Genomic DNA, 21,968 nt, shown 5'->3' with positions numbered 1-21,968 from the left:
GTATCTGCTCAGCCTCAGTAATACTGAAATGAAATCCTGCTCTTTTCCATCCTCACCCCTATCCCCTGGCCCCTTCCCCCTCTCCTGTCATAAGTCAGGAGAGGGGGAAGGGGTTATGGGGTTGGGGGTGAGGATAGGGCAGGGACGGGGGGCTGAGGAGATACGGATTCTGATTATTCTCTTGCCCCCCAAGGCAGATGAGAAATGCTTTAGCGGAAAGAAGGATCCAGCGCATGGAAAACCCGCTTGGCACTTGGTGTGGTGCTGAATATTCCTCCTCACCCAGCGGCGGGAACAACAAGCCAAACCTGTAAATATCGGTTTGGGGCCGTGTCTCTGGAATGGGAGATCCGCCTTACGGTTTCCCCTCGACAAATAGAGCGCTTGTGATTAAAATCGCAATCATCCTTCCGGCGAATTGCCGGTGCCCCCGGAGGCTTCGAATGACCGATAAGAACAACACCCCTTCCTGGACGGTTCTGATCACCGACGGACTGCAGGCTTCCGCGGTTGCGATGCTGGAAAAATCCGCCAAGGTCCAGAACCAACCCGATATCTCGGCCGCCGACCTGCTTCCTGCGGTTGGAGCGGTCGACGCGCTGATCGTCCGGGGACGGACCAAGGTCACGGCGGAGGTCTTCGGAGCGGCCTCGAAATTGAAAGTGGTCGGGCGGGCCGGCGTCGGCGTGGACAACATCGACCTGAAAACGGCCAAAGCAAAGGGGATCGTAGTGGTCAACGCCCCGCAATCAACCAGCGTCGCGGTCGCCGAGCACACTTTCGCCTTGCTGCTTTCCCTGGCCCGGCAGGTGCCGCTGGCCGACGCGGGTCTGCGGCGCGGCGAGTGGCTGAAGAAGAAGCTTGAAGGGTTCGAACTTTCCGGGAAAACCCTCGGAGTCATCGGCATGGGCCGGATCGGCTCACTGGTCGTCGCCCGCGCCGCGGCTTTCGGGATGACCTGCCTGGGGTACGATCCCCTGATTCCCTCCGACGAGATCGCCAAACGCGGCGCCAAGCCGGCGGATTTGGAAACCCTGCTTGCCCAAGCCGACGTCGTCACCCTGCATATTCCGCTGACGGCGGACACCCGCGGGATCCTCAACGCGGACCGGATCTCGAAGATGAAGAAGGGCGCCTATATCGTGGACGCCGCGCGCGGCAACGTGGTCGACGAAACCGCTTTGCTGGCGGCGCTGGATTCTGGTCAGATCGCAGGGGCGGCGTTGGACGTATTTGCCGTGGAGCCGGTCGCGGATTCGCCCTTGGTTAAACATCCCAAGGTGGTGTGCACGCCGCACATTGCCGCCCAAACGGCGGAAGCCCAGGAACGGGCGGCCCGCGACATCGCCGAAGAGATCCTGACCGTCTTGCAAGGGAGAACTCCCCGCTGGCGGGTGGCCTGAAATAAAACAGCCGACTCCAAGGAGATGCTCTCGGAGCCGGCGTTCTTTTTCCGGCGGGGTTGGGTGCGCTTCTCCCTAAGGCACTTGGAAAACAAGCCGACCCCGGAGTATTCCGGGGCCGTTTTCAACGGTCCGGGTTCGAAATCCGTCTGCGGAGGAGGCCGCGGGGGGCTTCAGCAAGCGCTTTGCGAGTTTGCCTTGTTCGGCCCCATGCCCTGCTTGGCCGCTCCCAAGAGCAAGATGCCTGAGCCGAGCAAGCCGGCGACCTTGCCCCCGATCGTCGCCACGGCGGCGACCGTTGCTACGGCCCCCAATCCCAGCGTCGTCAAGGTGACGATCTCGCCCACGCGGTCGGCCTTTTCCAACTCGACGGGCATCCGCGGTCCGGAAAGCAGTTTTGCTTTCAGGATTCTTGCGTAGGCCTTGCGTGGGGCGACCGGGATGAGAGCCCGCCTCAGCTTGGCTTCCATGGATCGTTCCGTCGTCATTGCCGGTTTTCCTTTCACCTTATTTCTCTATTATCCACTTTTCCCTCAGGATGAGAAGAGTACGATGGTAGAGGCTTTTGATCGCGCCTTCCGAACGCCCCATGATCTTTCCGATTTCGGCGTTGGAATACCCTTCCGCGAATTTCAGAATAACCACCTGCTGTTTCTCCTCCGGCAGCTGTCGGAGGAGTCGCAACAGGGCTTCCCGTTCCAGAGTTTTTTCCGCCGAGGAACCGGTGCCCTCATCCGCGGTGTGGCGGACCGCCTCATCCAAACTTACGACTCTCCGGCGCCCTTGGTCTCGATACCAATTCGCCAGGATGTTGTGGGCGATCCTATACAGCCAAGCCGAGAAGGGCAGGCCGAGCGGTTCGTACCCCGGCAGATGCACGAACGCCTTGTGAAAAACCTTCGAAGTTAAATCCTCCGCGTCGGCATGGTTGCCTGTCCGATAGTATAGGTAGGTGTAGATCTTTTGGAGGTAGCGTTCGTACAACTCCCCGAAGGCCTGCCGATCGTATTTTGCCTTTTGGATTAATGCTTCTTCATCCTTCTCCGGACGCGGACCTTTGGGGGAACGTTTGTCCTCTGTCATGCTTAACACTTATGGCTTTCTTCCGTTCCGCGGATTCACCTTCCGGAGGGTTTTTTTAGCGCCGGAGCGACCCCCGCCGTCTTTTGAGCTTTCAGGAAGGCGCTGGTCAGGTTTTGAAAGTGCAGGTCCGGCGCCAGGCCGTTCAAGAGGATCCGGCTTTTGCCGCACTTTTCTATCGGAAGTTGGCGGAGATCTTCGAGGCTCCAATTCCAACGCACCGCATTCTGGGTTTCCTTGCGGATCCGTTCCAAATAGACCAAATGCGAAGAGATCATTTCGTCGATCTCGCCCCGCAGAATTACGTCGCCGTGGCCCTGAACGATGTTTTCCAGCCCCATACCGTTGATCGTTTTCAGGGTGGCCGCCAGGGTGTCCAAGTCGCCGTCGCGGAAAAAAGGCAGGGGCATCATAGCGTCTCCGGCAAACAGGATCCGCTCCTCCTCCAGCAAGACCCCGATCCCATCGGGCGAATGTCCGGGTAGGGGAAAAATCCGGATGGTTCGCTTGCCAACCAGAAAATATAGGGATCCGTCGCGGAAGGTCACGTTGGGCAGAATCACCTCAGCGTCGCTGAGTTCCTTGTTTTCCGACTTGGCCGATTCCAGCGCTTTTCGGCTCATGGTTTCCATTAAATTACGGCATATTTCATGCGAAATTATCTGGGCTTCCGGAAAAATGTAGTTGCCGCCGCAATGGTCGGCGTGGTAATGCGTGTTGATGACGAAGCGCACTTTGGTATTCATGCGTTGTTCGACGTATTCCCGGATTTCCCGGGTTTCCGAGGGAAGCGCCAAGGTGTCGATCAAGATCGCTCCGTCCGGTGTGCCGATCACGCCGGCGCATACCTGAGCGTATAAATCACTGGAAAAAAACGAAACATCTTCGGCAATTCTTTCTCGAAGCATGGCGCAGTTGCCTCCCAGACACCGTTCATGGCGATAAGGTCATGCGCGAGAATAGCATAGAAATAAAGAGAAATCAAGTTTTCGGACAGTTATTGTCCGATTACTTTTCCGGCTGAAACAACAAATCCCCAGGCATACTTCGGACCAGATAACTCCGAGGCCCTTGAAAGGCTTGGACCGGGTTGCTTTCTTGACGCAGGGGCGGGAAGCCGTTAGAATCTCGCGGCTTTCCCAAAAAACCTGGGAAAAATCCAAATGGAGCGAAGGGGGCCGTAAACCGGCCCGAGGCGCTCCCAGGAAGGTTGGCATGAGTGACATCGAACTTCAGGGCAATGCCCGAACCGCGGTCGGGAAAGGATTATTCGCATTGCGCAATTCCGGTAAGATTCCCGCCGTGATCTACGGGCCCGGGATTGAGGCTACCCCGATTGAATTGGACGCCAAGGCCGCATCCACCGTTTTAAACAGTCTTACCGGTTCGACCTTGGTTCGGCTGAAGGTCGGCCAAAAGGATTATTCGGTTCTTCTGCGCGATATTCAGCGGAATTCGGTACGACGTACAATCCTGCACGTGGATTTCTACGCCGTTCCGACCGACCGTGAGATCCGCGTCCACGTCCCGTTGCAATTTACGGGCATATCCGCCGCCGTCCGCGATTTCGGCGGTATTTTGGTGCCCGTGCTGAACGACCTCGAAGTGGAATGCCTTCCGAAGGATCTGGTCAACGTCATCCAGGTCGACCTCGCTCCGCTTGAAAAAATCGGGGATTCCATCGCGATTGAGAACATCGTCCTGCCCGCGGGCATCCGCGTGCTTATGGATCCCAACGAGACCGTGGTGACCGTCACGGCCCAAATGGCCGAAGAAGAAGTGGCGGCGGCGCCGGCGGCGGCCGTCCCGGCCGAAGTGGAAGTGATCGAGAAGGGCAAGAAACTGGAAGAAGGCGAAGAAGAGGAGGAAGCAAGCAAGGAGGCTCCCGCCAAGGAAGCGAAGCAGACGCAGGAGCCAAAAGAAGCCAAGAAATAGATTTCGCATTTCCCCAACAACCTCCAGCCATGTCGCCGCTAATGCAAGACCTCGAAGCGGGTCCATGGCTGGTTTTTTTTAATACTGGGTCCGCCCCGTTATTTGTAACGCCTGCAGGGGACCGATCGCTTGCGCGGATTTACGGAAAAGGGGATCGATACTATTCCTTTTTTCACTTTAAGGAGGCTTGCGGTAACCGGCAGAGTCCGTTGAATCACTCATGCTTTTCATACGTGTAAGTCATCTGTTCTTATTCCTCTATCCATATCCGGTACGGATTTCCTAGTATTCGCCATCCTTTGATGGCACCAAAGATTCGTCCCGCCATGTAGTTCGATCATTTGACTCCCCTGGGTGAGGCATAACTTATCCACAATCATTAATTTTTTAAGGTTCATGCCTTCCAAATCGGTTGATTCCGGTGTTTGCCGATGATAAAATGAAAATCTACCGGAGATGTCGGGATGAAGTTGACTGAATCCCCATTTTTGGCGTAGAATAAATGTTCTAATGCGCTGTGTTTTTTGTGGAAAGGAAGATGCAAAGGTCATTGATACCACCCATGATTCACGGGGTGGCGTCCGGCGACGCCGAGAGTGCTTGGATTGCCGACAGCGGTTTACGACATATGAAAGGCCGATCGTCTCGACGCCGTTGATCGTCAAACACGACGGCACGCGCGAAGAATTCGATCGGGAAAAGCTTTCCCGCGGGATACGCATCTCTTGCGCCAAGCGCCCCGTTCCGGCTTCGGAGATCGACCGCATCGTCGGTGAAGTGGAAGCCGCGCTGCAACAGATGAACAAACCCGAGATCTCCAGCCGCGTTATCGGGGACATGGTGATCTCCGCCCTGAAAGAGCTCGATCACATCGCCTACATTCGCTTCGCGATCGTCTACCTTCGGTTCGATGACCTGCGGTCGATCCGTGATGAAATCAACTCCTTGCTGCTGGAAAACGGTTGACGCGGCCGGGATTCACACCCTTTCCCAGGAGGAAGGCATGAGCCAAACCACCGCCGTCTCTGAAAAATCGAAGGTCAATGGAAACGGCCGTCCTTCATTGGAGCCGGTGGTTTTATCCCCCAACGCCCGGATCATCCTGGAGAAGCGTTATTTGCGCAGGGGCCCCGACGGAAAGCCGGCCGAGTCGGTCGAGGAAATGATTTGGCGCGTGGCCGGCTACGTTGCGCAGGCCGAAGCCGAATTCGGCGGCGACGTGACCGAAACGGCCAAGGCTTTTTATGAAATTCTCGCCGGCCTGCGGTTCTTTCCCAACTCCCCCACCTTCACCGGCGCCGGGACGCCGCTCGGTCAGCTGGCCGCCTGCTTTGTCCTGCCCATTTCCGACGACATGGGCCGCGAAGAATCCGGCATTTTTCAAACCCTGCGCAACGCCGCCCTTATCCAGCAGACCGGAGGCGGGAACGGTTTTTCCTTCTCGCGAATCCGGCCCAAGGGCGCGTTGGTCAATTCCTCCTCAGGCCAAGCCACCGGTCCGGTCGGATTCCTGCGGGTCTACGACAAGGCCTTCGGCGAGATCGCCCAGGGCGGAACCCGCCGCGGGGCCAATATGGCGGTGCTGCGCATCGACCATCCGGATATCGAGGAATTCATCACCTGCAAGACCGACGAAAAAGCGATCACCAACTTCAATATTTCGGTCGGCATGCTGGATTCCTTTATGGAAGCGGTAAAAAACGATGGCGATTGGTCCCTGCGGTTTCCGGACGTCTACGCGCCAGGGTACCGCACTTTCCATGGCACGCTGGAACAGGCCGAACGGGCTGGGATTCCCATCCGCACCTATAGAACCCTCCGGGCGCGCGACCTGTTCGACAAAATCGTCCATCAGGCGCATCACAACGGAGAACCCGGCGTCCTTTTCCTCGATACCGCCAACCGCGAAAACCCGGTCTCCCACCTCTACGACCTGGAAGCCACAAATCCGTGCGGCGAGCAGTGGCTCGGGCCTTACGAGAATTGCTGCCTCGGATCCCTGAACCTCTCCCGCCACTTCGGCCGGGGCCGGTCCGTCGATTGGGAAAAAATGCGCAAGGATGTCGCGCTCTCCACCCGTTTTCTCGACGACGTGGTTTCGATGAACGTCTACGTTCCGGCTGTGCCCCAATTGAAGGAAGCCGCCTTCCGGGCCCGCCGGATCGGCTTGGGGTTGATGGGCCTGGCGGACCTGATGTATCACGCCGGTATCCGCTACGGTTCCCCGGAAGGGCAGGAATTCGCTTCGCAGGTGATGGAATTCATCCGCTTCCACGCGATGAAAACCAGCATCGCCCTTGCCCGCCAGCGCGGCCCGTTTCCGGTAATCGAAGGCAGCGTGTACGATCAAACTCGCCTGCGTTGGGAGCCCCCGCGGCCTCTTACACCCCATGCGAGGGATTTCCGCCGCCCGGACCTGGATTGGGGGGAAATCACCCAGGGGATAAAAACCCACGGCCTGCGCAACGCGGCCCAGTGCACCATCGCCCCCACCGGGACGATCGCCACGGTGGCCGGCTGCGAAGGATACGGCTGCGAGCCGGTGTTCGCCCTAGCCTACATCCGCCATGTCAACGACAACGGTCAGGACCTGCAGCTGCCGTACATTTCACCCTTGTTTGAATCATCGCTCAAGGAATTGAAACTGGACGAACAAGAACGCCAGCAGGTCGTGGAAAAGGTCATCCAGCAGGGTTCCTGCCAGGACGTCCAGGAACTTCCGCAGGCGTTTCGCGATCGGTTCGTCGTCTCCCAGGATATCACCGCCGAGGAACACGTCCGCATGCAGGCTTCCCTGCAGGCTTTTGTCGACAACAGCCTTTCGAAAACGATCAATTTTCCGCCGGAGGCGGCCGAAACCGACGTCGCGCGCGCCTACCAGATGGCGTGGGAGTTGGGCTGCAAGGGAACCACCGTCTTCATCACCGGTTCGCGCCAACAGGTCGTCCTGGAAACGGCACAGACGGCGAAGAGCAAAGGCCAGGATGTCAGCATCCTCACCTCTCCCCCCGAAAGCGCCCCCCACCCCGTGACGATGATACCGACGGCGTCGCCTTCCAGCGACCAATCCATTCCTTTGTGGTACGAGACCAAGCGGCCGCGCCCGCGGCGGCTTCCGGGCTCAACCTTCCAGGTCGATACCCCGCTCGGCAAGGCATTCGTGACGGTCAATGAAAACAACGGCCTGCAGCCGTTTGAGGTGTTCATCGCCACGGCCAAGGCCGGCTCGGAAACGGCGGCCGTTTCGGAAGCCCTGGGGCGGTTGATTTCCTACATCCTGCGGCTCGGGTCTCCGGTTCCGCCCAAGGACCGCCTGCTCGAGGTTGTCCGCCAGCTGGCCGGAATCGGCGGCGGCCGCCCGCTGGGCTTCGGACCAAACCGAGTCCTGTCGCTCCCGGACGGCGTGGCCCACGTCCTGGCCGATTATTTGGAGGGCGCCATGCCGGATGGGGATTCCGAAAAGACCGGCAAACTGCCGCCCGCCGATGTGGAAACACTCGCGCCGGGCCAGATAAAAATGAAAATCGGGGATCTGTGCCCGCAGTGCGGCGAAGCCGCTGTGGTTAACGAAGAAGGCTGCCGGAAATGCTATTCCTGCGGCTACAGCGAGTGTTGATCGCCGACCGGGAAAACCCGTCGTCCGCCGCGATTCGGAACCGTTTGCCGCGCGTGAGGAAGACAGCCAACGATCCGGAAAAACCGCTTCCTGTTGGAGGCTTTCGGGGCTGTCTAAAAAGTTGGACTTTCTTATTATGGATGAGACCAGATACTTATTGAGATGACATTCCCGCGTGTTTTTAGCGGGAATCCAGGGCCTTTTCGCGGGTAAACAGGACAAAGTCTCTGGATGCCCGCTAAGAGCTCGCGGGCATGACGATCTTCCACCTGCCCTACCTATCTATTTAGACAGCCCCTTTTTTCAAGTATGGACCCAAGGACGGTTTTTTCCGGCTTCCAGACCGGATCGATTGGCGTGTCGGTCCAGGCGACCCGGGACGGGGATTTTCAATAGCCGGTATACGCGGATCGTATCTCTTCCAAGAAGGATAAATCCGGCGCGATGATCCACAAAATGTTTTTCCCGCCGCGGAAAAGGCAGGCGGTTTGTTGGTTCATCGCCCAGCATTCTCCCGGCGCCGGGCCGAGCTTCTCCCCTCGGAACCGCTCATCCAAATAATCTTGCATGGCAACCATAAAGTCGGCCGCGTCGGCGTTCGTATCCCAGGTCCATTCGGCCGCCAGCACAATTCGGTCTTCCTGCGCCGAGTCGGAATACACATAATAACGATCCCCGCCCCAGCCTGCGGCGGCGGTTTGGGCGGTTTCCGCGGGAATCTGGGCAAAGCTATCCGATCCGTAACTCAGGAGGAGAAAGGTCATGTATTCTCCCAAGCTATCGGACTTGATCAACCGCCAGCTGTCCCCGAGTTTGTTTTCAATTTTCGGATCCCGCATGGCCGCCGGTTTTTCTCCGTTGAGGTACTTCTGCGGGTGCAAAATCTGCTCCGTGCTGACGGGTAAATTTTGATACGCCTGATTGACCCGCGCCCAACTTCCTAGAGACCATAGGGTTCCCACGAAATTCAATCCGTTGTAATACGCGAACTCCACCATTTTTGAAAAGCACGGCGGCGTGTTTTGGCCCGGCGGGAGCAGGAACGGGTAGGGATAGAGTTCGATGTCGCGGATGTCGTACGGGGTCGCGTACTGCTCCAGCCACTGGACCATAATCAGCATCGAATCCCCCTCCACCAAGGCGCGGATGGCCTCGCAACGCTGTGAATCGTTTAAACAAAGAGGATCGTCGTCCATTATCCCGACTGCCGGGAAATGGTGATGCACCAAGGCATGATTGTATTCGTGGGTGAAGGTCCAGCGCTCCATGCCCGCAAAGCGGTTGCCGATGATGTAGATCGTCCGGGTGTTGGGCATATAGAAGCCCATCACCCCGTCGGCCAGGCGCGAAAGCGCGAATTCCGCCAGGTCGTAGGTGGGTTTGATGAAGCCCAGAACCGACAGGGACTTGGCCTCGTTTTGCAGGGTTTCCCGGTATCCGGTCCTGTCCAGCTCCTGTTGCAGAATCGATTCCGCCTGGGTCAGATCAACAACGTACACCGGAACGTCTTCGTCCATGTCCAATCCCCTCAGGTCCTGCACCTCCGCCATCAACCGATCGATATCCGCCTGTACGGTCGGGTCCGGCGGCGCGAGGGTCGGGGTCGTGGTGAGGGTCGGGGTTTCGGTGATGGTCGGCGTGGAGGTGATGCTCGGCACCGGCGTTTTGGTGGATTCCGGCGGAAGGATCAAACGGATGGGGGTACTGTCAGTTTCCGTGACGGCGGCGGCCGGCGGCTGGCTCTGGGGCGTCAGCCAGACGAGGATTTCGGGTGGAAGGTTGCCCGTAGCCCACAATCCGCCACCGGCTGCCGCAACCAGGAGAACCAACCCCAACAAAGCGGCTGTGCAGGTACAACCGACCCCCCTTTTCTTGGGTTGCTCCGATTTCTGTTCGGCGGTTTCGGGAGTGCCGGTTTTTGCGCGGTCTACCGGTGCAACCGGCTTTTGCAGTCCGCCGGTGCGCCGGACCGTCTTTTGGGCGGGAATTTCACCGGATTGCACAAACGGTGCAGCCGGCGGGAGTGATGAAACCGGGCTTTTCTTTTCCGTCCCCGCTTGCGATTCGGAGGGCTGTGCCTTTGGTGTGGGGCTGGTTTTGGTTTTTACGCCGGGCTCGATCACGGGAAGGAGATTGTCCGCAATCACGGATAGGTCCTCTTCCACATGGTCGATATCGACGGTAAACGGTGCGGCGTGCAGGAGGGTTTCCCGCGTTTGGGAAGCCTCCGGCGGGGTGGAGGCCGTATTCCGGACGGCGGTGGATTCACCGGGCCGGTCCGCCGCGGCGATCGGGGGAACGTCCTCGGGGGCGACGGGGGATTCATCCGGCAGCGCGCCTCGGGCGGCGGCGGATTCGGCGGGAACAATCAAAGGGGTTTCGCCGAGCAGTTCTGCGGTCCGCGGCGGCGGTTTCGGCCCTTCGTGCAGCACGTTCTCGAGCTTCTCCAGCGCGGCTTTCGCCTCCGTGTTCTGCGGATTCAGCGCCAGCACCTTGCGCAAGCAATCCGCCTTCTGCCCCGGATCCTCCAAGGTGTAGGAGAGGAACATCCAGCCGGCCTCCAATTTGGAGTCGGCGCGGACGACATCCAGAAGCAACGCCCGCGCTTCCACGATCTGTCCGGCGACATAAAATTCCATCGCCTGTTGGAGAACTTGGCTGAAGTCTCTCGCCATATCTGCGGATCTCCCCATCCGGTCAGCTGGGTTGATTTTAGCATTTTCCCGGTATCCCAGCAATAATTTTCATGCGCATCGGCAGGCAGGATCCTGCTTCGGCTTCCGAATCCGCTTGGGGCGCGGGGGATTTATGTATAATACCGTTTGAGGCCGATTGGTTGTCCCCGTCCAAATCCACAGTCGGCGGCTTCGGTCTCAAACGGCATTCCCATGCGGAAATCGCGAAGCCGGACATATACCCGAAGCTGGCGTGCCAGCCTGCGCGACACCTCCCTGCTCCTCCGGGAGTTCCGAGACCCTCTGGCGTTGTTTCTGCTGGCGATCGTCGGGTTCGGCCTGTTGTATTACCGCCTCGCGGCTTGGTGCGGCGAGCCGCTGTCCGGCCCGGTCGAGGGCGTCTTCCTCGTGCTGTCCGCCACCTTTTTGGAATCCTCGGGGGATTTTCCGCAGGCGTTCGTACTGCAGCTGTTCCACTTTCTCATGCCGGTCATCGGCGTCATCACCCTGGCTTACGGATTGGCGGATTTTGGCACGCTGTTTTTCAACCGCCGCGCGCGGGGCAAGGAGTGGGAAATGGCCGTCGCCTCCACCTTCAACAACCACATCATCCTGGTGGGTTTGGGTCACCTGGGCTTCCGCGTCGCCAGCCAGCTTCACGATATGGAGCAGGACGTCGTGGCGGTTGAGCTTTCCCCGACCGCCGACTTGGTCGCCAATACCCGCCGGCTCGACATCCCGGTGATTCCCGGCGACGGAACCAAGGAAGAAATGCTGGAGGCGGCCGGCATCCGCCGGGCGCGGACCATCATCCTCTGCACTCAAAACGACAGCCTGAACTTGCAGATGGCCGTCAAGGCCCGCGGAATCCGTCCCTCGATCCATGTCGTGATCCGGATTTTCGACGATGACTTCGCCGCCGCGCTGCAGCAACAGTTCGGATTCCAGGCGATCAGCGCCACCGGCATCGCCTCGCCGGTGTTTGCGGCCACCGCCGCCGGCGCCAACATCACCCCGCCGATCATGGTCGAGGGCATCCCGCTGTGCTTCGGGACGGTGGCGTTTCCGGACGGCTATAATTTTCGGGGCAAGACCCTGCACGATCTGGAACAGCTTTATCGGATCAGCATCGTTTTTCTAAAGCGGCAAGGCGGGATCGAGTGGCATCCCTCCGGCTTCGAGAAACTCCGTCCTGGGGATATCGTCGGGGTGTTGGGAAAACCGGATCCAATCAATCAGATCGTGCACGATTGCCGGGATCCGCAGTAGGAGAGGCGCCTCGCCGCCGGTCCAAAAGACACACCGAAAGAATCCGAACCCGCTTGGCGTTATGGCGGCGGGGTGTTGCGGTGTTAAATATCGTTGACGATGCAATCCGTCATCTGTTTTGCGGTTAGGGCGGGCTTGCCCTGCGGATACAGGTCAGCCGTCCGCCAGCCTTGCGCGAGGACGCGGTCCACCGCGCGCTCGATCGCATCCGCTTCCCGTTCCCAACCCAGGGAATAGCGGAACAGCAGCGCTCCGCTGAGGATTGCGCCGATTGGGTTGGCGATTCCCTTTCCGGCGATGTCGGGCGCTGAACCATGAATGGGTTCGTACAACCCCTTGGCCGTCTCCCCCAGCGAGGCCGACGGCAGCAGTCCCATCGATCCAGTCAGGACCGACGCTTCGTCGGTGAGGATGTCTCCGAACATGTTGTCGGTGACGATGACGTCAAACTGTTTTGGATGAGTCATCAGCCGCATCGAAGCGGTGTCCACCAGAATGTGTTCCAGCACGATATGCGGATTCGCCGCGCCCACCTCGGACGCCACCTGCCGCCACAATCGGGAAGATTCGAGGATATTCGCCTTGTCGACCGAGGCGACCTTCCGCCGGCGCCCTTCCGCCATCCGAAAGGCGACCTCCACCACCCGGCGGACTTCGTGGTCGTAATACTGGAGCGTGTCCACCGCCCGCTCCCTTCCGTCGGCGGTCCGGACTCGCTCCTTGGGCTGGGCGAAATATAAACCGCCGGTGAGCTCCCGCACGACGAGCAGATCCACGCCTTCGATCCGCTCCCGTTTCAACGGCGAGGCGTCCGTCAGCGCCGGATGCGGCCTGACCGGCCGAAGATTGGCGAACACGTCCAATCCCTTGCGCAAGTCCATCAAGCCCTGCTCCGGCCGGACCTTGGCGCGGGGGTCGTCCCACTTCGGCCCGCCGACGGCGCCCAACAACACCGCGTCCGCGGATCGGCAATCCGCCAGCGTTTCGTCGGTCAGGGCGGCACCGAAGCGGTCGATCGAACATCCGCCCACGGGCCGCTCCCGGAGCTCCAGGGTGCGGCCGCCGCCGACCGCCGCCCGCTCCATCACCCGCACCGCTTGCGCGACGACCTCGGGCCCGATGCCGTCGCCAGGCAGGAGAACGATCCCGGCCTTCATCATTGCGCTACACCAATCCGGCGATCAGGTCGCCGGTTTCCGTCGTTGAGAGACCCATTTTCCCGGCCGCCAGACTCTTGATCTTCCCGCCGGAGAGCGCTTTGATCACCGCCTGCTCGACCGCGTCGGCCGCGGCGTTTTCCCCGACCGCCTCCAGCAGCATTCCTCCGGCGCAGATCGCCGCCATCGGGTTGATCACGTTTTTGCCGGTGTACTTCGGCGCCGACCCGCCGATCGGCTCGAACATCGAGACTCCCTGCGGATTGATGTTGCCGCCGGCGGCGATCCCCATCCCGCCCTGGATCATCGCGCCCAGGTCGGTGATGATGTCGCCGAACATGTTATCGGTGACGATCACGTCGAACCAATCCGGATTTTTCACCATCCACATCGTCGTGGCGTCGACGTGCGCGTAGTCGGTCTGGATCCCGGGGTAGTCCTTGGCCACCTCGTAGAACGTGCGCTCCCACAGGTCGAAGGCGAACGTGAGGACGTTGGTTTTTCCGCACAGGGTCAGCTTCTTGCGCTTGTTGCGCTTGGCGCAGGCGTCGAAAGCGTAGCGGATGCAGCGTTCGACTCCCATCCGGGTGTTGATCGATTCCTGGACCGCCACTTCGTGCGGCGTGCCTTTGCGCAGAACGCCTCCCGCGCCGGTATACAGCCCCTCGGTGTTCTCGCGGACGACGAGGAAATCGATGTCGGCGTGGGTTTTGTCCTTGAGCGGCGTGTCGACGTTCGGGTAGAGCTTGACCGGCCGCAGGTTGATGTACTGGTCGAGTTCGAAGCGCAGGCGCAGGAGCAGTCCCTTCTCCAAGATGCCCGGCTTGACGTCCGGGTGGCCGATCGCGCCCAGGTAGATCGCGTCCAGTTGGCGGAGTTCGGCGATCACGCTGTCGGGGAGGATTTCCCCCGTGCGCTGGTAGCGTTCGCCGCCCAGGTCGTACTCCACCCAGTCGATTCCGAAAGCGTGCTTGCGCGACGCCGCTTCGAGCACCTTGCGCCCTTCGCGGATCACCTCCGGTCCGGTTCCATCCCCGCCGATCACGCCGATGCGATAGGTTTTGCCTGCCATGAAAGGTCTCCTTGAAAGAAGATATCCCTCTCACCCGCCTTGCGGGAGGGGAAGGATTGACGAGGGGTCATTTCATCGTCAATCCGAACTCGACGGCGTCGCTCAACGCGCGCCACGAGGCTTCGATGATGTTCTCGCTGGCCCCGACCGTACTCCAGCGCCGGCCGTCGGATTGGGTGTCGATCAGCACCCGGACGACGGCGCCCGTGCCGCTGGTCGAATCCAGAATGCGCACCTTGTAATCCGTCAACTCGAAGCGGCGGATTTGCGGGTAGCGCGGCTGCAGCGCCTTGCGCAACGCGCCGTCGAGCGCGTTCACCGGGCCGTTGCCCTCCGCGGCGGTGTGCATGACCTCTTGGCCGACGCGGATCTTGACGTTCGCTTCCGCCATCAGCCCGCGCCCCTGGCGGTGTTCGACAAGGCAGAAGAAATCGATCAGTTCGAACGGCGGCTTGTAATCCGATTGATGGCGCTTGAGCATCATCGCCACCGAGGCGTCGGCGGTCTCGAAGGAAAATCCGCGGGCTTCCAGGTCCTTGATCTCCTTAAGCACTTTGGCGACTGCTTTCTCGTCCGCCTCGAGGTGGTATTCCTCCAGCTTTTGAAGCAGATTGCCCTTGCCGGAGAGTTCGCTGACGACCACCCGCATCTCGTTCCCGACCAGCGCCGGTTCGACGTGCTGGTAGGCCAGCGTGTTCCGGCGCATCCCTGATACGTGTATCCCGCCCTTGTGCGCGAAGGCGGATTTGCCGACGTAAGGCAGGTATTCGTCCGGCGATAGGTTGGCGATCTCCGCCACGAAATGGGCGGTTTCATACAGCCGTCTGAGTCGGCCCTTGGGCAGGCAGGGCCGGCCGAGTTTAAGTTCGATGTCGGGGATGATCGAGCACAGGTTGGCGTTGCCGCACCGTTCGCCGTAGCCGTTGATCGTCCCCTGGACGTGGGTCGCTCCCTGCCGGACGGCCAGGAGGGAATTGGCCACGCCGCATTCTCCGTCGTTGTGGGCGTGGATTCCCAACCGGCCCGGAACAGCCTGGCGCACGGCTTGGAATGCGGCCTCCAGCTCCCACGGCATCGCGCCCCCGTTCGTCTCGCACAGCACCAGGACGTCGGCTCCGCCCCGCCGGGCGGCTTGCAGAGTTTCCAGCGCGTAGGCGGGATCCGCCTTGTAGCCGTCGAAAAAATGTTCGGCGTCGAAAAACACCTGCTCGACCTGCGCCTTGAGGAAGGCGACGCTCTCCTCGATCATCCGCAGGTTGTTCTCTTTCGAGGTCCGCAGGACATCGGTGACGTGCAGGGACCAGGATTTGCCGACGACCGTGCAGACGGGCGCCTCGGCCCGGAGCATGGCCTGGATGTTTTCGTCGTTTCCCGGTTTGCTCCCAGCGCGGCAAGTCGATCCGAACGCCGCGATGCGGGCGGTCCGCCAGCGCAGCGCTTTGGCCTTGGCAAAGAATTCCATGTCTTTGGCGTTCGACCCCGGCCAGCCGCCTTCGATGTAGGCAACGCCCAGATCGTCAAGTTTGCGGGCGATTTTAAGCTTGTCGTCGCAGGAGAGCGAGATCCCCTCGCGTTGGGATCCGTCGCGGAGGGTCGTATCATAGATTTCGATCATGACGGCCTCGCTTTTCCCATTCCGCCGCAGGCGGGATCGTGCCGGATTTCGAAGTCCCGGATCTGCGGAAGAAAACCCGCCAGATAGTCCAATTCGTCCATTCCACGCACCAGGCAGGTTTTGGAGAACGCGTCGACTGTGAAGTCCGCTTGCACGCCCCCCGGCAAGAGGACCTTCTGATTTTCCAGATCGATGGTGACCGTCGCCGACGGGGCTTCCTCGACCAGGTCGACGAGGTTCCGGTGGATCGTTTCGTCCACCACGACCGGCAGGACGCCGTTCTTCAGCGCGTTGCTGCGGAAGATGTCGGCGAATGAGGTGCTGATGATCGCGCGGATTCCTCCGGCGCGGAGGGCCCACGGGGCGTGCTCGCGCGAGGATCCACAGCCGAAATTGTCCCCCGCCAGCAGGATGCTTGCTCCGCGGTATTCCGGCCGGTTGAGCGCAAACTCCGGATTCGGCCCACCCTCCGGCAGATAGCGCCAATTGGAAAACAACCCCTCCGCCAGCCCGTCCTTGTCGGTCACCTTGAGGTAACGCGCCGGGATGATCTGGTCGGTGTCGACGTCGTTGATCAGCAGCGGGATGAGGTTCGAGGTGATCGTGCGTATCGGTTCCACTAGGCACCTTCCTGGAGCAGCGCCCGCGGATCGGCGACGGCGCCTTTCACGGCGGCGGCCGCAGCGGTGATCGGGCTGGCGAGCATCGTCCGGCCGCCCTTGCCCTGGCGGCCTTCGAAATTGCGGTTGCTGGTGCTCACCGCGTACTGGCCAGGGGAAAGCTGGTCGCCGTTCATGGCAATGCACATGCTGCAGCCCGAGTGGCGCCATTCCGCCCCGGCCTCGCGGAAGACGCGGTCCAAGCCTTCCGCTTCCGCGTCACGGCGGACTCTCTCGGAGCCCGGAACGATCAGCGCCCGGACGCTAGGGGCGACGCGTCGTCCACGGAAAATTCCCGCCGCGGCGCGCAGGTCGGAAATCCGGCCGTTGGTGCACGATCCGATGAACACAACGTCGACCTTCTTTCCGATCATCGCATCGCCGGGCGTGAAGCGCATGTAGGCCAGCGCCTTTTCCAGCGCCGAGCGCTTGAGCGGATCCGTTTCGTCGGCCGGGTCCGGTATCCTGCCCGTGACGGGCATGCCCATCGCCGGATTCGTGCCGAAGGTGATCATCGGCTGCAGCGCCGCGGCATCGACCTCGATCGTGCGGTCGAACTCCGCATCCGGATCCGAGACCAGCCCCTGCCAGCACGCCAGGGCCGCATCCCAGGCCATGCCCCGCGGCGCGAATTCCCGGCCGGCGAGGTACTGGAAGGTGGTGTCGTCCGGCGCCACCAGCCCGGCCCGCGCGCCGCCCTCGATCGACATGTTGCACAGCGTCATGCGCGCTTCCATGTCGAGCCCGCGCACCGCCGGCCCGGCGTATTCAAAGACCTGACCGGTGCCGCCCCCCACCCCGATCTGCGCGATCAGGCCGAGGATCATGTCCTTGGCGGTCACTCCCTTCCCGAGCCGTCCGCGGAAATTCACCACTGTCCGTTGCGGACGGTTCTGCAGCAGGCATTGGGTGGCGAGCACCTGTTCCACCTCGCTCGTCCCGATTCCGAAGGCCAGGGCTCCGAACGCGCCGTGGGTCGCGGTGTGGCTGTCCCCGCAGACGATCGTCATCCCGGGCTGAGTCGCGCCCAGCTCCGGGCCGATGACATGGACGATGCCCCGTCCCGGGTCGTCCATCCGCATGCAGCGGATCCCGAACTCGCGGCAATTGGCTTCCAAACGCCGCAGCTGATTCACCGCCGCGTCGTCCGCGCCTTCCAGCGTGAGGCCGGTGGTCGGGATCGAGTGGTCCATCGTCGCCAGCGTCCGGTCCGGACGGTGGACCGTCCAACCGCGGGACCGGAGGTCCGCAAACGCCTGCGGCGAGGTCACTTCGTGGACCATATGCAGGTCGATGTAGAGAATCGGAGGGTGGCCGGGTTCCTCCCGCACAAGGTGGGTCTTCCAGATTTTATCGAACAGGGTTTTTGGTCCGCTCATGATTCCTTTTCCGATGTGTCTTTACGTCCGCCGTAGACCGCGAAATTCGTCCTCTGCCAATGGCAGCCCACGTCCACGAAGCCCGCCCGGCGCATCCATTCCAGTTGTTCTTCGACGCCGGCCGGAATATCCTCTGCGTAGTAGCGTTCCATCATGGCCGCGTCGTCCTCGCCGTTCGAGCGCACGTACTCGCGCCACAACCGGATGTAGATTTCCTCCAGGCGTTTCGTCGTCCCGCGGATCACGTCGCGGTTGAGGAACATACCTCCGGGATTGAGGGCGAGGTAGGTTTTCCGGAACAACGCCTGCTTCTTCGGATTCGACAGATGGTGGATCGAAAGCCCCGAGAGGACCAGGTCGTAGCCGATACCGAACTCATCCTTGGAAAAATCGCCCTTTCGGAAGGCGGTCCGGCCGGCGAATTTGCTCAGCCGCTCACGGGCGGCTCCGATCATCTTGTCGGAGAGATCGAAGACGGTCACCTCAGCCAGCGGGTATTTGCGCAGGATACCCTCCGCCAGCACGCCGGTTCCCGCGCCGAGATCCAGACCGCGGATCCGGGCCGTTTTTTCGAAAGGGAGCAGATCCATCATCATCGCGTGTTGTTCCCTGTAGAACGGGACAAACCGGATGATGTGGTTGTCGTAGTCCGACGCGTCTTTGTCGAAATGTTCCTTCACCCGCTGCAGATTCACGCCGTCCCGATCCGGCTTTCCGCCGCGGCCTCCGGAACCCTTCCGGAGGCGACGAGGAGTTTGTTGAGCGCGCTCAGGTAGGCTTTGGCGCTGGCGACGATGATGTCGGTGTCGGCGCCGTGCCCGCCGAAGGATCGGGACCGCCTCCGGCCGTTCTGGGCCATCTCGCGGGTTGGGAGAGTTTCATCCCTCGATTCCAGGCGCACGGTCACCTCTCCGATGGCATCGATCCCTTCGGTGATGGCGCGGATCGAGAATTCCTCCAGCGAGTTGGGCGCCTGCACGATCCCATCAATTGCCTTGTAGGCCGCATCCACCGGCCCGGTGCCGATCGCCGCCTGGACCTGGAGGGCGCCGTCGGGGCCGCGCAGGCGGACCGTGGCGGTGGGCATGCCCATCGTTCCGCAAGCCACCTGCAGGCCTTCGAGGGCGAAGATTTCCTTCGGCTGGTAGATCTGGTCCGCCACCAGCGCTTCCAGGTCGGCGTCGGCGATGGTTTTTTTCTTATCCGCCAGTTCCTTGAACCGCTCGAACGCCCGGTCCAACTCCTCGGCCGAAAGCTCGTGTCCCAACTCGCTCAGCCGCGCGCGCAGCGCGTGCCGCCCGGAGTGCTTCCCCAGGACCAGGTTGGATTGCGTCAAGCCGATCATTTCCGGGCGCATGATCTCGTAGGTGGTGTGATGCTTGAGCATCCCGTCCTGGTGGATCCCCGCTTCGTGGGCGAAGGCGTTGGCCCCGACGATCGCCTTGTTGGGCTGAACCGGGATTCCGGTATAGGTCGAGACCATATGCGACACCCGCGCGATCTGGGTGGTGTCGATTCCGGTGGTCAGATGGAACAGGTTGCGGCGGGTGTGCAAGGCCATCACCACTTCCTCGATTGAGGCGTTGCCGGCCCGTTCGCCGATGCCGTTGATCGTCCCCTCCACCTGGCGCGCGCCGGCGCGCAGCCCGGCCAAGGTGTTGGCGGTGGCCATGCCCAGGTCGTTGTGGCAATGCAGCGAGACGACCGCCTTCTCGATGCCTTTGGTGTTTTTGATGATCCCCGCGATCAGCGCTCCGAATTCCTCGGGCGTGGTGTAGCCGACCGTGTCGGGGATGTTCAACGTGGTTGCACCGCATTCGATGGCCAGCGCGAGAACCTTGTAGAGGAACTCCGGATCGCTGCGACCGGCGTCCTCGGGCGAGAACTCCACGTCCCGGCACAGCGAGCGGGCGTAGGTGACCATCTCGCGGATCCGCTCGACGACTTGCTCGGGGGCCATCTTCAGCTTGTATTCCATATGAATCGGCGAGGTGGCCAGGAAGGTATGGATCCGCGGCCGGGCGGCGTGCCGGACCGCTTCCCAGGCGGCGTCGATGTCGGATTTGGTCGCACGGGCCAGGCCGCAGATGATCGGCGGCGGACGGTGGGTGGATGCCGTTTCCGAGCCGCCATCCTCGGTCCGCGAGGCGGGGCTGTTCCCGATCTCGATCGCTATCCGCCGGACGGCTTCCAGATCGTCCGGAGACGCCGCCGGAAATCCGGCTTCGATGATGTCGATCCCCAACCTGGCAAGCGCCCGGGCAATCTCCACCTTCTCGCCGGAGGTCAGGCTCGCTCCGGGCGACTGCTCGCCGTCGCGCAAGGTTGTGTCGAAAATCCGCACGTAGTTGTCCATGGCGTCCTCCTTGTTTCGGAAAATCGCACCGCCCCCCTCCTCCTCCCTTGCCCTCCCCCATTTGCGCAGCAAATGGGGGAGGGCTGGGTGGGGGTCACTTCTTCCAATTCTCCGGCCGCAACGAGCGCACCGCCGCGCCCGCGCGCCACATCTCGGAATCACGCATCGTCTTGAGCTCCTTCTCCAGCTTCTGGCGGTAATCTGCGGCGCTGTTGGCCTCGATCACGATCCGGGTCTGCTCGCCCGAAACGACGCTTTCGTACAGCCAGTCGAAGACCGGTTCGACCGCCTTGCGGAATTGGTGGCGCCAATCCAGCGCGCCGCGCTGGGCGGTGGTCGAGCAGTTGGCGTACATCCAATCCATGCCGTTTTTATCAACCAATCGGATCAGGCTTTGGGTGAGCTCCTCGACCGTCTCGTTGAAGGCTTCCGAGGGCGAATGGCCGTGCTTGCGCAGCAGGTTGTATTGCGCCTCCATGATCCCCGCCAGCGCCCCCATCAGCACCCCGCGTTCTCCGGTCAGGTCGGAGTGGACTTCGTTTTCGAACGTGGTCGGGAACAGGTAGCCGGATCCGATCGCGATGCCGAGCGCGAGGGTGCGTTCCTGCGCGCGCCCGGTGGCGTCTTGGAAGACGGCATACGAGCTGTTGATCCCCGAGCCGGCCAGGAAGTTGGTGCGGACGCTGGCGCCGGATCCCTTCGGCGCGACCATGATCACGTCCACCTCCGCCGGCGGCACCACGCCGGTCTGGTCCTTGTAGACGATCGAGAAGCCGTGCGAGAAATACAGCGCGTCGCCCGGTTTCAGCTTCGCTTTAACCTTCGGCCAGAGGATTTTTTGGGCCGCGTCCGAGACCAGGTACTGGATGATCGTTCCGCGCCGGACGGCTTCCTCGATCGGGAAGAGGTCCTTTCCGGGAACCCAGCCGTCCTTGACGGCCTTATCCCAGTAGAACTTGTCTTCCTTGGCCTGTCCGATGATGACGCGGATGCCGTTGTCCTTCATATTCATCGCTTGGGCTGGGCCCTGGACGCCGTATCCGAGGACGGCGACCGTCTCGTTTTGGAGCACCTTGCGCGCTTTTTCAAGCGGGAATTCCTCGCGCATGACGACCGTCTCGACGACGTCGCCGAACTTGATCTTGGCCATGGTGACCTCTCCTTTTCGATGGATGCCCCCCCCGCCGGAGCGAAGGAGGGATGGAATTGCGTTCCCACGGCCGCTAGGCGGCTCTGGTTTCCACGCCGGGCGTGTGCCGCACGCCGGTTGCGCCGCCGCGCAGCATCGCCACCTGTCCGGCGCGGACCATCTCCAGAATGCCGAACGGCCGCAGCAGTTCGTTCAAGCTCTCGATTTTGTCCTCGGTTCCGGTGATCTCCATGATCAGGCTTTCAGGCGCCACGTCGACCACCCGCGCTCGGAAGATATCCGCCAGGGCGGTGATCTCAGCCCGCTGGCTGGGCTGGGCTTTGACCTTGATCAGCGCCAGATCGCGGGCGATCGCCGGCTGGCCGGTAACGTCCTGGACGTCGATGATATTGATCAGTTTGACCAGGTTGGCTTCGATCCGGGCGGTTTCTTCCGGCAAAGCTTCCACGACGATCGTCATCCGCGAGATTTCCGGATTCTCGGTCCGCCCCACTGCCAGGCTTTCGATGTTGTAATTCCTACGGCGAAACAACGACGCCACCCGGTTCAGCACACCGGGGCGGTTGTCGACCAGTGCGATCAGTGTATGCTGCATGGCAACC

The 21,968-nt window shown here is 61.2% G+C and carries 18 protein-coding genes; 5 read left to right on the top strand and 13 right to left on the bottom strand.

Annotation, left to right across the window (positions count from 1 at the left end; all coding sequences use genetic code 11):
• Positions 1 to 443 precede the first annotated feature (443 nt).
• Positions 444 to 1,403, top strand: a complete 960-nt coding sequence (locus tag JW929_03185) for a hypothetical protein (GenBank protein MBN1438390.1) — start codon at positions 444 to 446, stop codon at positions 1,401 to 1,403.
• A 173-nt stretch (positions 1,404 to 1,576) separates the two neighbouring features.
• On the opposite strand, the gene JW929_03180 is transcribed toward JW929_03185, so the two are convergent.
• Genes JW929_03180 through JW929_03170 form a run of 3 tightly spaced genes read right to left on the bottom strand, consistent with a single transcriptional unit; the run spans position 1,577 to position 3,391 of the window.
• Complete coding sequence (locus tag JW929_03180) at positions 1,577 to 1,891, bottom strand: hypothetical protein (protein ID MBN1438389.1); 315 nt, start codon at positions 1,889 to 1,891, stop codon at positions 1,577 to 1,579.
• Between the two features lie 19 nt (positions 1,892 to 1,910).
• On the bottom strand, positions 1,911 to 2,486 hold the full coding sequence (locus JW929_03175; protein MBN1438388.1) for a sigma-70 family RNA polymerase sigma factor: 576 nt from the start codon (positions 2,484 to 2,486) through the stop codon (positions 1,911 to 1,913).
• Positions 2,487 to 2,521: 35 nt separating this feature from the next.
• Positions 2,522 to 3,391: an MBL fold metallo-hydrolase gene (locus JW929_03170; protein ID MBN1438387.1), complete on the bottom strand. Its 870-nt coding sequence runs from the start codon at positions 3,389 to 3,391 to the stop codon at positions 2,522 to 2,524.
• A 307-nt stretch (positions 3,392 to 3,698) separates the two neighbouring features.
• Here JW929_03170 and JW929_03165 point away from each other — a divergent pair, with 307 nt between their 5' ends.
• From JW929_03165 to JW929_03155, 3 genes are all read left to right on the top strand, one after another.
• On the top strand, positions 3,699 to 4,418 hold the full coding sequence (locus JW929_03165; protein ID MBN1438386.1) for a 50S ribosomal protein L25: 720 nt from the start codon (positions 3,699 to 3,701) through the stop codon (positions 4,416 to 4,418).
• Positions 4,419 to 4,928: 510 nt separating this feature from the next.
• Positions 4,929 to 5,384, top strand: a complete 456-nt coding sequence (gene nrdR / locus JW929_03160; protein ID MBN1438385.1) for a transcriptional repressor NrdR — start codon at positions 4,929 to 4,931, stop codon at positions 5,382 to 5,384.
• A gap of 37 nt (positions 5,385 to 5,421) precedes the next feature.
• Positions 5,422 to 8,034 (top strand): adenosylcobalamin-dependent ribonucleoside-diphosphate reductase, encoded by a 2,613-nt coding sequence (locus tag JW929_03155; protein ID MBN1438384.1) that lies wholly within the window; start codon positions 5,422 to 5,424, stop codon positions 8,032 to 8,034.
• 389 nt (positions 8,035 to 8,423) lie between these two features.
• Here JW929_03155 and JW929_03150 read toward each other — a convergent pair whose 3' ends face one another.
• The gene (locus tag JW929_03150; GenBank protein ID MBN1438383.1) at positions 8,424 to 10,709 is read right to left on the bottom strand and encodes a hypothetical protein; all 2,286 of its coding nucleotides are present in this window, start codon (positions 10,707 to 10,709) and stop codon (positions 8,424 to 8,426) included.
• A 213-nt stretch (positions 10,710 to 10,922) separates the two neighbouring features.
• Here JW929_03150 and JW929_03145 point away from each other — a divergent pair, with 213 nt between their 5' ends.
• Positions 10,923 to 11,978, top strand: coding sequence for a TrkA family potassium uptake protein (locus JW929_03145; GenBank protein MBN1438382.1), 1,056 nt, complete (start codon positions 10,923 to 10,925; stop codon positions 11,976 to 11,978).
• An 83-nt stretch (positions 11,979 to 12,061) separates the two neighbouring features.
• Here the strand turns inward: JW929_03145 and leuB are convergent, their stop codons facing one another.
• From leuB to ilvN, 9 genes are all read right to left on the bottom strand, one after another.
• A complete protein-coding gene (gene leuB, locus JW929_03140) occupies positions 12,062 to 13,135 on the bottom strand; it encodes a 3-isopropylmalate dehydrogenase (protein MBN1438381.1) in 1,074 nt (357 codons plus the stop codon).
• A gap of 7 nt (positions 13,136 to 13,142) precedes the next feature.
• A complete protein-coding gene (locus JW929_03135) occupies positions 13,143 to 14,207 on the bottom strand; it encodes a 3-isopropylmalate dehydrogenase (protein ID MBN1438380.1) in 1,065 nt (354 codons plus the stop codon).
• A gap of 67 nt (positions 14,208 to 14,274) precedes the next feature.
• The gene (locus JW929_03130; protein ID MBN1438379.1) at positions 14,275 to 15,822 is read right to left on the bottom strand and encodes a citramalate synthase; all 1,548 of its coding nucleotides are present in this window, start codon (positions 15,820 to 15,822) and stop codon (positions 14,275 to 14,277) included.
• Complete coding sequence (leuD, locus tag JW929_03125; GenBank protein MBN1438378.1) at positions 15,819 to 16,442, bottom strand: 3-isopropylmalate dehydratase small subunit; 624 nt, start codon at positions 16,440 to 16,442, stop codon at positions 15,819 to 15,821. Before leuD ends, JW929_03130 begins: the two co-directional genes overlap by 4 nt.
• The gene (leuC, locus tag JW929_03120) at positions 16,442 to 17,860 is read right to left on the bottom strand and encodes a 3-isopropylmalate dehydratase large subunit (protein MBN1438377.1); all 1,419 of its coding nucleotides are present in this window, start codon (positions 17,858 to 17,860) and stop codon (positions 16,442 to 16,444) included. The genes leuD and leuC overlap by 1 nt, the downstream gene beginning before the upstream one ends.
• Entirely contained in the window at positions 17,857 to 18,555 is a 699-nt protein-coding gene (locus tag JW929_03115; GenBank protein ID MBN1438376.1) for a class I SAM-dependent methyltransferase, read from the bottom strand. The genes leuC and JW929_03115 overlap by 4 nt, the downstream gene beginning before the upstream one ends.
• Positions 18,552 to 20,216 carry a 2-isopropylmalate synthase gene (locus JW929_03110; protein ID MBN1438375.1) on the bottom strand — a complete coding sequence of 555 codons (1,665 nt, stop codon included), beginning with the start codon at positions 20,214 to 20,216 and terminating at the stop codon, positions 18,552 to 18,554. The genes JW929_03115 and JW929_03110 overlap by 4 nt, the downstream gene beginning before the upstream one ends.
• Before the next feature lie 94 nt (positions 20,217 to 20,310).
• Positions 20,311 to 21,366 carry a ketol-acid reductoisomerase gene (gene ilvC, locus JW929_03105; GenBank protein MBN1438374.1) on the bottom strand — a complete coding sequence of 352 codons (1,056 nt, stop codon included), beginning with the start codon at positions 21,364 to 21,366 and terminating at the stop codon, positions 20,311 to 20,313.
• Positions 21,367 to 21,439: 73 nt separating this feature from the next.
• The gene (gene ilvN, locus JW929_03100) at positions 21,440 to 21,961 is read right to left on the bottom strand and encodes an acetolactate synthase small subunit (protein ID MBN1438373.1); all 522 of its coding nucleotides are present in this window, start codon (positions 21,959 to 21,961) and stop codon (positions 21,440 to 21,442) included.
• Between the last annotated feature and the right edge of the window lie 7 nt (positions 21,962 to 21,968).

This window comes from Anaerolineales bacterium, assembly GCA_016928575.1.
In the GTDB taxonomy this organism is placed as follows: Bacteria; Chloroflexota; Anaerolineae; order Anaerolineales; family RBG-16-64-43; genus JAFGKK01.
This window is presented reverse-complemented; position numbering and strand designations above follow the sequence as displayed.

What these genes read in the sequence shown, in the direction of transcription:
- JW929_03185 (MBN1438390.1), top strand. Translation starts at nt 444, where the DNA reads ATGACCGATAAGAACAACACCCCTTCCTGGACGGTTCTGATCACCGAC.
- JW929_03180 (MBN1438389.1), bottom strand. Translation starts at nt 1,891, where the DNA reads ATGACGACGGAACGATCCATGGAAGCCAAGCTGAGGCGGGCTCTCATC.
- JW929_03175 (MBN1438388.1), bottom strand. Translation starts at nt 2,486, where the DNA reads ATGACAGAGGACAAACGTTCCCCCAAAGGTCCGCGTCCGGAGAAGGAT.
- JW929_03170 (MBN1438387.1), bottom strand. Translation starts at nt 3,391, where the DNA reads ATGCTTCGAGAAAGAATTGCCGAAGATGTTTCGTTTTTTTCCAGTGAT.
- JW929_03165 (MBN1438386.1), top strand. Translation starts at nt 3,699, where the DNA reads ATGAGTGACATCGAACTTCAGGGCAATGCCCGAACCGCGGTCGGGAAA.
- nrdR (MBN1438385.1), top strand. Translation starts at nt 4,929, where the DNA reads ATGCGCTGTGTTTTTTGTGGAAAGGAAGATGCAAAGGTCATTGATACC.
- JW929_03155 (MBN1438384.1), top strand. Translation starts at nt 5,422, where the DNA reads ATGAGCCAAACCACCGCCGTCTCTGAAAAATCGAAGGTCAATGGAAAC.
- JW929_03150 (MBN1438383.1), bottom strand. Translation starts at nt 10,709, where the DNA reads ATGGCGAGAGACTTCAGCCAAGTTCTCCAACAGGCGATGGAATTTTAT.
- JW929_03145 (MBN1438382.1), top strand. Translation starts at nt 10,923, where the DNA reads ATGCGGAAATCGCGAAGCCGGACATATACCCGAAGCTGGCGTGCCAGC.
- leuB (MBN1438381.1), bottom strand. Translation starts at nt 13,135, where the DNA reads ATGAAGGCCGGGATCGTTCTCCTGCCTGGCGACGGCATCGGGCCCGAG.
- JW929_03135 (MBN1438380.1), bottom strand. Translation starts at nt 14,207, where the DNA reads ATGGCAGGCAAAACCTATCGCATCGGCGTGATCGGCGGGGATGGAACC.
- JW929_03130 (MBN1438379.1), bottom strand. Translation starts at nt 15,822, where the DNA reads ATGATCGAAATCTATGATACGACCCTCCGCGACGGATCCCAACGCGAG.
- leuC (MBN1438377.1), bottom strand. Translation starts at nt 17,860, where the DNA reads ATGAGCGGACCAAAAACCCTGTTCGATAAAATCTGGAAGACCCACCTT.
- JW929_03110 (MBN1438375.1), bottom strand. Translation starts at nt 20,216, where the DNA reads ATGGACAACTACGTGCGGATTTTCGACACAACCTTGCGCGACGGCGAG.
- ilvC (MBN1438374.1), bottom strand. Translation starts at nt 21,366, where the DNA reads ATGGCCAAGATCAAGTTCGGCGACGTCGTCGAGACGGTCGTCATGCGC.
- ilvN (MBN1438373.1), bottom strand. Translation starts at nt 21,961, where the DNA reads ATGCAGCATACACTGATCGCACTGGTCGACAACCGCCCCGGTGTGCTG.